General features: G+C 43.6%; 14 protein-coding genes. 2 read left to right on the forward strand and 12 right to left on the reverse strand.

Annotated features, from left to right (window positions below):
* Positions 1-56: 56 nt before the first annotated feature.
* The 3 genes from E2491_RS01005 to yneA form a co-directional block, all read right to left on the reverse strand.
* Positions 57-290, reverse strand: a complete 234-nt coding sequence (locus tag E2491_RS01005) for a DUF896 domain-containing protein (RefSeq protein ID WP_134371634.1) — start codon at positions 288-290, stop codon at positions 57-59.
* A gap of 66 nt (positions 291-356) precedes the next feature.
* The gene (locus tag E2491_RS01010; RefSeq protein ID WP_134371636.1) at positions 357-1,013 is read right to left on the reverse strand and encodes a YneB family resolvase-like protein; all 657 of its coding nucleotides are present in this window, start codon (positions 1,011-1,013) and stop codon (positions 357-359) included.
* 14 nt (positions 1,014-1,027) lie between these two features.
* A complete protein-coding gene (yneA, locus tag E2491_RS01015) occupies positions 1,028-1,360 on the reverse strand; it encodes a cell division suppressor protein YneA (RefSeq protein WP_134371638.1) in 333 nt (110 codons plus the stop codon).
* A 157-nt stretch (positions 1,361-1,517) separates the two neighbouring features.
* Here yneA and lexA point away from each other — a divergent pair, with 157 nt between their 5' ends.
* Positions 1,518-2,138: a transcriptional repressor LexA gene (gene lexA / locus E2491_RS01020; protein WP_134371640.1), complete on the forward strand. Its 621-nt coding sequence runs from the start codon at positions 1,518-1,520 to the stop codon at positions 2,136-2,138.
* Positions 2,139-2,204: 66 nt separating this feature from the next.
* On the opposite strand, the gene E2491_RS01025 is transcribed toward lexA, so the two are convergent.
* From E2491_RS01025 to hflX, 5 genes are all read right to left on the reverse strand, one after another.
* A complete protein-coding gene (locus E2491_RS01025; protein ID WP_134371642.1) occupies positions 2,205-3,107 on the reverse strand; it encodes an alpha/beta fold hydrolase in 903 nt (300 codons plus the stop codon).
* Between the two features lie 202 nt (positions 3,108-3,309).
* A complete protein-coding gene (glnA, locus tag E2491_RS01030; protein WP_134371644.1) occupies positions 3,310-4,644 on the reverse strand; it encodes a type I glutamate--ammonia ligase in 1,335 nt (444 codons plus the stop codon).
* Positions 4,645-4,674: 30 nt separating this feature from the next.
* Positions 4,675-5,067 carry a MerR family transcriptional regulator gene (locus tag E2491_RS01035; protein WP_134371646.1) on the reverse strand — a complete coding sequence of 131 codons (393 nt, stop codon included), beginning with the start codon at positions 5,065-5,067 and terminating at the stop codon, positions 4,675-4,677.
* Between the two features lie 237 nt (positions 5,068-5,304).
* Positions 5,305-6,570: a methionine gamma-lyase family protein gene (locus E2491_RS01040; protein WP_134371648.1), complete on the reverse strand. Its 1,266-nt coding sequence runs from the start codon at positions 6,568-6,570 to the stop codon at positions 5,305-5,307.
* A complete protein-coding gene (hflX, locus tag E2491_RS01045) occupies positions 6,560-7,828 on the reverse strand; it encodes a GTPase HflX (RefSeq protein ID WP_371414440.1) in 1,269 nt (422 codons plus the stop codon). The genes E2491_RS01040 and hflX overlap by 11 nt, the downstream gene beginning before the upstream one ends.
* A gap of 142 nt (positions 7,829-7,970) precedes the next feature.
* Between hflX and E2491_RS01050 the strand changes: the two genes are divergently transcribed.
* The gene (locus E2491_RS01050; RefSeq protein ID WP_134371650.1) at positions 7,971-8,588 is read left to right on the forward strand and encodes a trimeric intracellular cation channel family protein; all 618 of its coding nucleotides are present in this window, start codon (positions 7,971-7,973) and stop codon (positions 8,586-8,588) included.
* 371 nt (positions 8,589-8,959) lie between these two features.
* Here the strand turns inward: E2491_RS01050 and E2491_RS01055 are convergent, their stop codons facing one another.
* The 4 genes from E2491_RS01055 to E2491_RS01070 all read right to left on the reverse strand — a co-directional run bounded on the left by E2491_RS01055 (position 8,960) and on the right by E2491_RS01070 (position 12,130).
* Complete coding sequence (locus E2491_RS01055) at positions 8,960-9,889, reverse strand: AAA family ATPase (protein ID WP_244093839.1); 930 nt, start codon at positions 9,887-9,889, stop codon at positions 8,960-8,962.
* A gap of 105 nt (positions 9,890-9,994) precedes the next feature.
* Positions 9,995-10,225, reverse strand: a complete 231-nt coding sequence (gene hfq, locus E2491_RS01060) for an RNA chaperone Hfq (RefSeq protein ID WP_134371654.1) — start codon at positions 10,223-10,225, stop codon at positions 9,995-9,997.
* 45 nt (positions 10,226-10,270) lie between these two features.
* Positions 10,271-11,197 carry a tRNA (adenosine(37)-N6)-dimethylallyltransferase MiaA gene (miaA, locus tag E2491_RS01065; RefSeq protein WP_134371656.1) on the reverse strand — a complete coding sequence of 309 codons (927 nt, stop codon included), beginning with the start codon at positions 11,195-11,197 and terminating at the stop codon, positions 10,271-10,273.
* 15 nt (positions 11,198-11,212) lie between these two features.
* Positions 11,213-12,130, reverse strand: coding sequence for an alpha/beta hydrolase (locus E2491_RS01070; protein ID WP_134371659.1), 918 nt, complete (start codon positions 12,128-12,130; stop codon positions 11,213-11,215).
* Positions 12,131-12,154 lie beyond the last annotated feature (24 nt).

Raw genomic sequence — 12,154 nt, forward strand, 5'->3', positions numbered from 1 at the left:
AAACAGTGGATAAATATAAAAAAACACCTGACCATTGATGATCAGATGTTAAGAAATCAGTTCATTTTGTTGCGCTGTTTTGCATCTTTTAACTTTTGAGGGGTAACGTCCTTCCCCTCCGGATCTACTACTTTTACATTCTCAATTGTCTGCTTCATGGATCCTCTGAATGCTTTTATATATTCGGTCCGTAATTTCGTTTGCTCTTCTTTTTCGGCACTTGACAACCCGTCTGCTTTTGCCTTTGCCGAAAGTTCATTTATTCGTTTAATTTTAGCTTCTGGTAGCATTTCATACACCCTTTCCCGATACTTCAGCTTCTATGTATCTTAAAAGAAAGAGCGTGAAATGACAAGTTATCTGTTCAGTTTTTCCTGCTCTGCCTGAAATTCAATATACCTTCTATGAACCGTGGCTTTTGAAATTGAATGGCCGAGACCTCTTAATGTTGCAGCGATTTCATGAAAAGTCAAGCCGTTTTGACGAAGCCTTACAATCTCTTCAACCGGAACTTCAATTTTTTCGCGTCCTTCTTTATTTCCTCTGTTCTTCAGATTCTTTTCCGGTTTAAAACCATTTTCAACCGCACGTTTCATTCCGCGCTTAATTTTTAAATTATGCAGCTTCCTCTGATGCTCCTCCACCATACTGACAATCTGAAGAATCATTGTATCTGACTCCGAAAGCTGAAGCTCACCGTCATGGGCAATAGAGAAAATCCTTACTTTCTCCTTTTTTAATGTATGCAAGAGAGCGATCTTCGCATTCCCCCGTCCTATCCGGGTTTCATCCTGAATCAATACACCTTCCGCCTGTTCGTTTCTGATGGTTTCAAGCAGTTCAAATACGCCTTCCCTGTCAAGGTCGAAGCCGCTTGCTTTTTCAGAGATTATCCTTACAACCTCGTCCCCATTTCTCCTTGCCAGTTCCGTCAGCTCTTCAGCCTGACGGGTCAAAGATGTTTCCTGTGTATCTTTTTCTGTGCTTACCCGGCAATAAATGATGACCTTCATCGATATTCTGCTCCTTACTTAGTGTTTGAAGCGAGCTGTATACTGTCAAATTCTGACTCACTCCACTCCTTTTTTAATGGAATCACGAGTTCATCCCCAGGATAAATATCAGAAGAGTTCAGCTTGTTACTTCCTGATACCCAATCGATAAATTCCCGCTCAGACATGGACGCCCCTTCAGCATACTCCTCTGCAATTTTCCATAATGAATCGCCTTCCTGTATTTGAACCACTTTATAAGAAGACTGCTCTTCGGCAGATGTTGTAAATACCAGAAATAAACTGAAGAACAGCGTCACAATAAAAAACAGAATAACAAATGAATACTTTTTCCACAATGTCGTCATGAAGATCCCTCCATCGAATGTTTGTTCGCTTTTGTTACCAAAAGTATAATACGAACATTTGTTTCCGTCAATACAAAAACTCGAACTTATGTTTGTGTTTTTATTTTTCGCATGATATAATCAAGGAAAGATTTGGATTCCAAAGAGAGGTGCAAACATGAAAAAATTATCTAAGCGTCAGCTCGATATACTCGATTTCATAAAGAGGGAAGTTCAGGACAAAGGTTATCCGCCTTCCGTGCGTGAGATTGGCCTTGCCGTAGGACTCGCATCAAGTTCAACTGTCCATGGCCATTTAGCCAGACTTGAAAGCAAGGGACTTATCAGAAGAGACCCTACTAAGCCGCGTGCGATCGAAGTGATCAGCTTAGAAGAAGATTCGATTCCGACTCAGCGTGTTGTCAACGTGCCGCTCGTCGGTAAAGTAACGGCAGGTTCACCGATAACCGCTATTGAAAATGTGGAGGAATATTTCCCTCTGCCGGAACGCCTTGCGTCGGCAGATGATACAGTATTCATGCTTGAGATCGTCGGGGACTCCATGATCGAAGCAGGTATTTTAAATGGTGACTATGTAATCGTGAAGCAGCAGAGCTCCGCTAATAATGGAGATATTGTGGTAGCAATGACTGAAGAAGAAGAAGCAACGGTCAAGCGTTTCTTTAAAGAAAAAGATCATGTCCGCCTGCAGCCGGAAAACTCTTCAATGTCACCCATTATTCTGAATTCGGTTTCCATCTTAGGAAAAGTGGTTGGCGTATACCGTCAGGTGCATTAAAAAAAGCTGTTCGATAAATGGCGCTTCAGAGTATCTGAACGCTGTCTTATCGAACAGCTTTTTTAACTATACGGATTTTTCCCTGTCATTATGACTGAAAATTGACTGAATGAGATTGGCAATTTCCTCAGGCGCTTCAATCGGAATCATATGCGCTGCTTTATTGATCATACTTACGCTGCATTGAGGTAATTTTTCCTGCGCTGCTTTTTTTAGTTTTGACGGTTTATATATGACCTCGTTTTCCCCCACAGCAACTGTGACAGGAACAGACAGTTGACTCAGCTCCTCATTTTTAAACATTTTTGGCGGAGTCATAACATACTCCCATACTACTCGGGTCTGTCCAATGTAATAAAGCTCAAACAAATCTTCCTGTTCGGGTTTGCGCTCATGAGTGAGCCACCTGCAGAAAGAACTGACTATGTTTTGTCTGTTCGGAAACAGATTGGTTAAAGCGAGTCTCATATAAAAAGACAGGTTCATCCGCTTCATTGAAGCAGCAGGCGCGAGCAACAATATTTCATTTACCCTTTCCGGTTTTAAAAGGGCATAATTCAGCACATGCCATCCGCCATTTGAATGGCCTATCATATCCGCCTGATCAATGCCGAGCGCATCCAGTACCTCTGTGATCCATTCTATATAGTCTTCACGCTCATTCAGATGATCTTTTGTATTACTCATATTAAATTCGCCAAGCACGTCAATGAAATACAACCTGTAGTGATCTTTTAAATAGTCTGCCACGCCATACCACATGGCTGCACTGAAGCCAAACGCATGAAAAAAGACAAGCGGCCTGCCGTCATGGTGTCCGGCATTGATTACATGAACATCACCAAATGATGTCACGATGTTGGAGGATTCTGTTTTAACGGTCCAGTGATTCATAACACGGCCATAAATTTCTGTATACTTCATGAATGCCTCTTTTGATTTAAACCCTTTGTATGTGTCAGCCATCATGTCCCCTCCTCATTTACGAACCTTCTCTTTCTCATTACCCCGTTTTACTTCATGAAAGACTTCAATTAGAAAGAAAAAACTCATGAGAGATATTAATTCACAATAGTGAATCAGAAGGCGTCATGAATATAAACTGTGCCGATTGATGAAGAATAAAAAAACCTTAAGAGCTGAATCAGCTCTTAAGGTTTTGTCGATCGGTTTAATACATTTCCAGGTACTGCTCGCGCTCCCATGGGTGCACTTGCGTACGGAACATATCCCATTCAATTTCTTTTGCTTCAACGAAGTGTTCGAAGATGTGCTCTCCAAGGGCACCGATGATTACGTCATCTTTCTTCAGCTCTTCAAGTGCAGCAAATAGTGTCGCAGGAAGGTCCTTGATACCTGCTTTTTCGCGCTCATCTTTGTCCATTACATAGATGTTGCGGTCAATGGCTTTTGGTGGTGTAACTTTGTTTTTGATTCCATCAAGACCGGCACGCAGCAGAACAGCCATTGCAAGGTATGGGTTAGCTGCAGGGTCTACAGAACGTACCTCAATACGTGTGCTTAGTCCACGTGAAGCCGGGATACGAACCAACGGGCTTCGGTTTCTAGCTGACCATGCGATGTAACAAGGTGCTTCATAGCCTGGTACTAGACGCTTATAAGAGTTTACAGTCGGGTTCGTTACTGCAGTGAAGCCTGATGCGTGATTCAGGATTCCACCCATGAATTGAAGCATAGTTTCGCTCAGCTGGTTTTCTGCATTTTCGTCGAAGAATGAGTTAACGCCGTCTTTAAATAGAGACATGTTACAGTGCATACCTGATCCGTTAACACCGAATAGCGGTTTTGGCATGAACGTTGCGTGTAGACCGTGCTTACGTGCAATCGTCTTAACAACAAGCTTGAAAGTCTGGATATCATCACATGCTGAGATTGCGTCAGCATATTTGAAGTCAATTTCGTGCTGACCTGGCGCTACCTCATGGTGAGAAGCTTCAATTTCATAGCCCATTGCTTCAAGTTCAATTACGATGTCACGACGGCAGTTTTCACCAAGATCTGTTGGTGCAAGGTCAAAATATCCACCTTTATCGTTTAACTCAAGAGTAGGCTCCCCTTTTTCATCAAGCTTGAAAAGGAAAAACTCCGGCTCAGGCCCAAGGTTAAAGTCTGTGAAACCTAACTCTTCCATTTCTTTCAGTACGCGCTTTAAGTTATTACGCGGATCTCCATCAAACGGAGTTCCGTCCGGATTATAAATATCACAGATCAGGCGGGCAACTTTACCGTCTCCAGCCGTCCAAGGGAATACAACCCAAGTATCAAGATCCGGGAAAAGATACATATCAGATTCCTCGATACGCACGAAACCTTCAATTGAAGATCCGTCGAACATCATTTTGTTATCTAAAGCTTTCTCAAGCTGGCTGACAGGGATTTCTACGTTTTTAATCGTACCAAGAATGTCTGTGAACTGAAGGCGGATGAAGTTAACTTTCTGTTCCTTTGCCATGCGCATGATATCTTCGCGTGAATACTTACTCATAATTGTGATTCCTCCTGTTTTTATGTAGTTTTAGCGGAAAAACCTCGAAAGGTCTCCAGCTCTTAAACTTGAACGGTTCAGTTTACCTGAACTGATCATTTCTTTTTTCAAAATGCTTCTTAAATCTTCATCAGAGAGTTCCGGCTTTTTTGCAGAAGCAGGATTCTCATGCTGATCTTCTTCTTGTCCCCCAAGAATTCGTTTTATACCGGCCATATTCACTCCCTGCTCCAGGAGATCTTTAATCTCGAGCAGTCGATCAATGTCATTTAACGAAAACAGTCTGCGATTGCCTTCTGTCCTCGCCGGAGAGATCAGTTTATGCTCTTCATAATAACGAATCTGACGGGCTGTTAAGTCAGCCAGCTGCATAACTGTGCCGATCGGAAACAGCGGCATGTTACGTCGAATCTCACTGCCCATCTGAAAATCCCCTTTCGTCCCTGTCGACAATTTGATTATATTACATGTTATTTCAACTGTCAACATCACGTTAGGTTTTCTTACATGTAAATTATTTTGTTTTTTCACACATTTCTCTCTTTTCCCTAACTTTGATTTTTTATTCATCTTTTTTTAATTTTATTCATTTTTATTATTACACCATCAGCCCATAAAGAAAAAAACACCCGCAGTGGAAAACGGGTGTCTATCGTTAAATTATTTAATTAGATCCTGCGCAATCAGGGATTGAAGGGCACGGCTGACAGCAATTTTCACATGCTCATATGTTAGGCCTCCCTGTACATATGCTGCATAAGGCGGACGCAGCGGCCCGTCAGCTGACAGTTCAATTGAAGATCCCTGAATAAAGGTTCCCGCTGCCATGATCACATCATCCTCATATCCCGGCATATAATCCGCCTGAGGGGCAAATTGAGCATTCACCGGGGATGCCGCCTGGATTGCCTGACAAAACGCAATCATTCTGCCTCGGTCCCCAAACTCAACTGCCTGAATTAAATCCGTTCTGTATTCATTCCACGATGGTGTTGTTGTCATACCTGCTTCCTCTAACAGCGCAGATGTAAAAACAGCTCCTTTGAGTGCCTGGCTGACAACGTGCGGCGCAAGGAAAAACCCCTGATACATTTCCTGAAGCGAGTAAAGACTCGCACCTGCTTCAGCCCCGATCCCCGGAGAAGTCATGCGGTAAGAACATTGCTTAATCAGCTCATTTGTGCCGGCAAGGTAACCGCCTGTTTTTGCAAGTCCGCCTCCCGGGTTTTTAATCAATGAACCTGCAATCAGATCTGCACCGGCAGCGCACGGCTCCTCTGTTTCCACAAATTCTCCGTAACAATTATCTACAAATATCACTACATCCGGGTATGCCTCTTTAATCTGACTGACCGCTTCTCTTATATTCTTTATTGTAAATGACGGCCTTACCGCATAACCTTTTGATCGCTGGATCCCGATCATTTTCGTTTCAGGACGGATGCTTGTCATCACTTTTTTCAGGTCAATATTCCCATCAGACGTCAAGTCTACCTGGTTATAATGAATGCCAAAATCTTTTAGAGAACCATTATCCGTTCCCCTGATGCCAATAATTTCTTCCAGAGTATCATACGGTTTCCCCGTGATATAAAGCAGTTCATCACCAGGCCGCAACACACCAAACAGCGCGATGCTGATCGCGTGAGTTCCCGAGATAATCTGAGGACGGACAAGAGCAGCTTCTGCACCGAACACATCAGCGTATACTGCTTCCAATGCATCTCTCCCCTGATCATCATATCCATATCCGGTAGTCGGTATAAAATGACTGTCGCTGATTTTATTTTTCAAAAAAGCATTCAGTACTTTTTCCTGATTGTGTTCAGCACGTTTTTCAATTGCGAGATGGACCGGGCTGATTTTTTCCTCAGCGTTTCTGATCCACTTTTCAAGTTGTGGTGCAAAATCTGTTTTAAACATCATCTAAACTCCTATTTTTAATTTCAGAAAGAACAGGATGTTCAGGTGTAATATATCCCTTTACACGGTATGTTTCATCCTGTTCATTAAAGGTTAATTCTTCAATCAGACTTTCCGTTTTCAGGATAGACAAAATTCTGCCGCGGTCTGATGCAATTCTGACTGAATAGGAGGACAGCTGTTCTTTCATCTGTATCTCCATTTTTTCTAGCAGCTTTTTACGATCCTGTTCTGAGAATGCACTGATCAGAATAAACGGGTCGTTCGGATCCGGAACAAAATCATCATGAATCAGATCTTTTTTATTGTATACAGTCAGCCTTGGAATCGTATCCATTTCAAGATCTGAGAGTAATTTTTTCACGGTCTTTTCATGTTCTTCATGGTTATCGTGGGATGCATCCACGACATGGAGAATCAAGTCAGCCTGCAACACTTCTTCAAGCGTGGAGCGGAATGATGCCACTAGCGTGGTCGGAAGATCCTTAATAAATCCTACCGTATCCGTCATGACCGCCTCATATCCACTTGGCAGGGAACTTTTTCTCGTTAACGGATCAAGCGTCGCAAACAGCTGATTTTCTTCATAGGAATCTGAATTTGTCAGCCTGTTAAATAACGTGGATTTCCCGGCATTCGTATAACCAACAAGGGCAATCTGGAAAATACGATTGTGCTTTCTTCTCTCTCTGTATGTGGCCCGGTGACGGACGACCTGCTCAAGCTTTCTTTTCACCTCACCAATCTCCCGGCGGATATGGCGTCGATCCGTTTCAAGCTTGGTTTCACCCGGTCCTCTTGTTCCGATCCCGCCTCCGAGTCTGGATAGTGAAATACCCTGGCCGCCAAGACGCGGCAGCATATATTCAAGCTGGGCAAGCTGAACCTGAAGCTTACCTTCCTTGGACCTTGCACGCTGCGCGAAAATATCGAGAATCAACTGGGTCCGATCGATAATTCTAGCATCAAGAACCTCTGACAGGTTTCTATTTTGACTCGGTGTGAGCTCACTGTTAAAAATGATGAGGTCCGCTTCCGCCTCTTCTGCTGCTGCAGCTAATTCTTCAAGCTTTCCTTTACCTATATATGTTGCAGAGTGAACTTTATCTGCGTTTTGAGTCATCAGAAGGACAATGTCGGCACCTGCTGTTTCAGTCAGTGCCTTCAGTTCTTCCATTGATTCATAAAACTCCTGCTCCGTCTGGCCCGTATTTACCCCAACGAGAATTGCTTTTTCAATGATCTTCCCTGTTTCAGCCAATGGCTTCCCCTCTTTCAAATAAATCTGTTTTTATCCCTTTGAATAATTCGTTTGTCCGAATGTAAAAACTGGTGGAAAAGCGTTCGATTCATGATACAATCTAGTTTGGTTCAATTCAAGTGGGAAAGCAGGGTGAACGCATTTGACCTGGGAGGTTTTAAGCATTATCGGTACGGTGGCATTTGCCGTATCAGGCGCTATTATTGCAATGGAAGAGGAATATGATATTTTAGGGGTTTATATATTGGGGATTGTGACGGCATTTGGCGGAGGAGCCATCCGGAATTTGCTGATCGGCGTGCCGGTATCAGCCCTCTGGGAACAGGGAATGTTTTTCCAGGTCGCATTGCTGTCCATCACCGCCGTTTTTTTATTTCCTCATAATTTACTCAAGCACTGGCGCAGATGGGGTAACTTTTTTGACGCCATGGGGCTTGCAGCCTTCGCGATACAGGGTGCACTGTACGCCGCCAACATGGGACACCCGATGAGCGCTGTTATTGTTGCCGCAGTGTTGACTGGAAGCGGGGGAGGTATCATCAGAGATCTTCTCGCAGGACGCAAACCGCTTGTACTCAGATCGGAAATTTATGCTGCCTGGGCGATTCTTGCCGGAGCAGCAGTAGGATTCGGCATCGCCTCAGAGCCATGGCAGCTGTATTGCCTGTTCGTCCTTACCACAGGACTGCGCGTTCTTTCTTATATCTATAAATGGAGACTACCATTCAAGAGTCTTCAGACCGGGAACAGCACCGGATAACTTTATATAACCGTAGCGGGGAATTCCTTCGCTTTCCATTGTCTAGCTCCGGCGCGCAGGGACTAGCAAACTTCCCGGCCTCTCGTTCGATAAGTCAACATCAGCTCACTCCGTTCGCTGTGTTTCCTTTATCTTCGTCGAGGCCGGTCCAGTTTGTACGTCCCTAAACGCCCGCCTCCGCTTTTCTAGGGCCGCGCGGTGAGCCATCTAGCGCTTCGCACTACGCTGTCTCACCTGTCGCTTCTCTGCCGCAGGAGTCTTCGGAATCCCCCGCTACTAATAGTAAGTTTAACAACCACTACATGCTTGATTCATGATTGATTAACATTGAAATTTATCAAGAACAAAAAGCTGTGATCCCGCAGCTTTTTTTACATAAATGGATGGAAACGCTCCATTTCTTTTCCATTTTGCCTGTCAAAGTCAGCCGCTCCGGATGCAACATCCGCCTCTGTCAGCATAATCAAGTCCGTTTTACTGAAGGCACTGCCCTTCATCAGCCTCAGCGCCTGTGCCCTTGTCACAGCTTCAACGAGGTTTCTGATAAACCTTCCATTGTCTGATACGGCTTCCTGTATATGAAGGTATCGGCTGAACCGTTCCCTGGCTCCCTGACTCAGCTTGTAATCCTTTTTCGAAAAGATCATTTCGGCAATTTTCATGAGTTCATCTTTTTTATAGTCTGAAAACTGGATGACGTGTGAGAATCGGCTTTTTAAGCCTGAATTTAATTTCAGAAAGGATGACATTTCTTTCTCGTAGCCCGCAAGAATGAGAATAAACGGATGACTCTGATCTTCCATATGTTTGACAAGGGTATCAACCGCTTCCCTGCCAAAGTCCTTTTCACCGCCTCTCCCGAGAGAGTATGCCTCATCAATAAAAAGAATGCCGCCTTCTGCTTTTTTGATTAAATCTCTTGTTTTAACGGCTGTATGACCGATATATTCACCTACAAGATCCGCTCTTTCCACCTCGATAAGATGTCCTTTATCAATCAGATTCAGTTTTTTAAAAAGCGCTGCGATCAATCTTGCAGCGGTCGTTTTACCGGTACCCGGATTTCCGTAAAAAAGCATATGGAGAGACTGCGTCTCAAAAGCAAGACCTTTCTCCAATCTTTTTTCATTGATGATATGACGGGCAATAATGGCTTTCAGCATACTTTTCACCTGGTCAAGTCCGATCATATCTTTAAATGTATCATCGACCATTTCAAAGTTTCCGGATGACTCCTGATCAGGAATTAATTCCTCTCTTTGTCCGATGATAAACTTTACCTGCTGCACTTGCCGGGTCATATTGCCACCCCATTTATTCATGATAAATCAGTATATGAGTAAAACAACAGTTCATGAGATCAACTTTACCCAATAAAAAAAGCGTTCCACGATGGGAACACTTTTTCACTCCTGCTCTGTCTGTATCTTAACGTTTTTTGAAGGAACAAATGTTGAAATTGCGTGCTTATAAACAAGCTGCTGCTTTCCTTCGGATTCAAGCAACACAGTAAAATTATCAAATGCTTTGATCTGCCCTCTTATCTGAAAGCCATTTAATAAAAATACGGTTACAAATGTACTTTCTTTTCGTAACTGGTTCAGCATCTGATCCTGGATATTTACGGCTTGTTTCATCTATACGCCTCCTTAAAATGACTGCTCTCTACAAAAATTCTACATTTAAGTGTAATTTCCTGCTAAAGATTGCACTATTTCCTCAATCTTTTTTTCCCTGTCATTAGTAACGTCAAACCATTCCATGTTCATTTTATTGCGGAACCAGGTCATTTGACGCTTAGCGTACCTTCTTGAGTTTTGCTTAATCGCAGCAACTGCTTCATCCATGGTTACCATTCCATCAAAATAATCATACATTTCTTTATAGCCGATCGCCTGAATGGACTGAACGTTTCTAATACCCAGATCGTACAAACTTCTGACCTCATCTTCAAGTCCATGCTCCATCATCATATCAACACGCAGATCAATTCTCTTGTAGAGGATGTCCCGCTCCATCGTCAACCCGATGAGACGGTGCTGATAAAGCGGTGCGATTTCCTGCCTGTTCATTCTTGCATCACTTGTGATCCCTGTCGTCATGTAAGCTTCAAGTGCTCTTATGACCCTGCGCGTATTATTCGGATGAATAGAGGACGCAGCGTGCGGATCGGATTGCTGCAGCTTGCCGAAAAGGTAGTCCCGCCCATACTCAAGCAGCTCACGTTCCAGCTGTGAACGAATTTCTTCGTTTTTACCCTCTTCAGAAAACTGGTAGTCAAAAAGAACCGACTGTATATACAGACCGGTTCCACCTGTCAGGACAGGTACGGATCCTCTGCTCTGAATCTCTTCTATTTTCCCCCGGACCTCCTGCTGGTATTCAGCAGCAGAAAAAGGTTCATGCGGCTCGCGTATATCAAATAAGTGGTGTGGAACCCCCCTCATTTCAGATTTGGATATTTTTGCAGTGCCAATATCCAGACCTTTGTACACCTGCATTGCATCTCCATTGATCACTTCACCACCAACCGCTTTTGACACGCTGATGCTCAGATCTGTTTTCCCGACAGCAGTTGGTCCTGCGATCACAATTACGTCTTTTTTCATCCATATAACCCCTGTCTAACGATTCCATTGATTAATTCTCTTTAACATATCACTGATGACTTCTTTTCTGTTCAGCTCATTCAGCATTTCGTGCCTTCCATCTTCATACAGCAGAACTTCAACAGAACGGATTCCTGCCTTTTGATAGGAAGCAGCCGTTTTATAAATGCCTTTCGTGAAATTCCCGACAGGATCCTTCGTCCCACTGACTAAAAGGATGGGGATATGTTCAGGCACTTTCGACACTTCCTTCTTTTGACTGATCATCTGCATTCCCTCGAAAAGAACTTTATAAAAACGGTTCGTGCAGACAAATCCGCATTCAGGATCATCCACATATAAACGGACAGATTGCTCATCCCTTGAAAGCCAGTCAAACGGCGTTTTCGGGTTGTCAAATGCCTTATTATACCCGCCAAAAGAAAGATGATCCAGCAATTCCGCCTTTTCATCAGGCTTATAGGCAGAAATAACAGAAGCAAGGGCGACCGCAGCAGGACCGGTAAGTCCAAGCGGTCCACTTGTCCCCGAGAGCACCACACCTTTTAATCCGGAAGCGTTCAGCTGGAGCATCCTTCTTGTAATAAATGAACCCATGCTGTGCCCTATCATAAAAAGAGGACCTTCAACTTCTCTCAAAAGCGATTCTCTAAGTTCCACGCAATCAAGCGCAAGACGGTCAAACGTCATATCATCATCGAAGTCACCATGTCTGCCATTGGCTGTAGCCGTTTTTCCATGGCCGCGGTTATCGTACCCAAACACATGATAGCCATCTTTGTTCAGCGCTTCAGCTAATTCCTGATAACGACCAATATGCTCTGCCATCCCATGACAGAGCTGTATTGATCCTTTTATTTCAGTTGCATTTGATTCCCATAATACGGTGTGGAGCCTGTATCCGTCACTGACTTCTGTAAACCAGGTTTTCAAACGAATCTCCCCTTTAAGGCGTTG

This window comes from Jeotgalibacillus sp. R-1-5s-1 (genome assembly GCF_004405105.1).
Lineage (GTDB): Bacteria > Bacillota > Bacilli > Bacillales > Jeotgalibacillaceae > Jeotgalibacillus.

Bases quoted from the DNA above. Each gene is read 5' to 3' on its own strand.
- yneA (WP_134371638.1), bottom strand. From the start codon at position 1,360: ATGACGACATTGTGGAAAAAGTATTCATTTGTTATTCTGTTTTTTATT.
- lexA (WP_134371640.1), top strand. From the start codon at position 1,518: ATGAAAAAATTATCTAAGCGTCAGCTCGATATACTCGATTTCATAAAG.
- E2491_RS01040 (WP_134371648.1), bottom strand. From the start codon at position 6,570: ATGATGTTTAAAACAGATTTTGCACCACAACTTGAAAAGTGGATCAGA.
- miaA (WP_134371656.1), bottom strand. From the start codon at position 11,197: ATGAAAAAAGACGTAATTGTGATCGCAGGACCAACTGCTGTCGGGAAA.
- glnA (WP_134371644.1), bottom strand. From the start codon at position 4,644: ATGAGTAAGTATTCACGCGAAGATATCATGCGCATGGCAAAGGAACAG.
- E2491_RS01055 (WP_244093839.1), bottom strand. From the start codon at position 9,889: ATGACCCGGCAAGTGCAGCAGGTAAAGTTTATCATCGGACAAAGAGAG.
- E2491_RS01025 (WP_134371642.1), bottom strand. From the start codon at position 3,107: ATGATGGCTGACACATACAAAGGGTTTAAATCAAAAGAGGCATTCATG.
- E2491_RS01005 (WP_134371634.1), bottom strand. From the start codon at position 290: ATGCTACCAGAAGCTAAAATTAAACGAATAAATGAACTTTCGGCAAAG.
- hfq (WP_134371654.1), bottom strand. From the start codon at position 10,225: ATGAAACAAGCCGTAAATATCCAGGATCAGATGCTGAACCAGTTACGA.
- E2491_RS01035 (WP_134371646.1), bottom strand. From the start codon at position 5,067: ATGGGCAGTGAGATTCGACGTAACATGCCGCTGTTTCCGATCGGCACA.
- E2491_RS01010 (WP_134371636.1), bottom strand. From the start codon at position 1,013: ATGAAGGTCATCATTTATTGCCGGGTAAGCACAGAAAAAGATACACAG.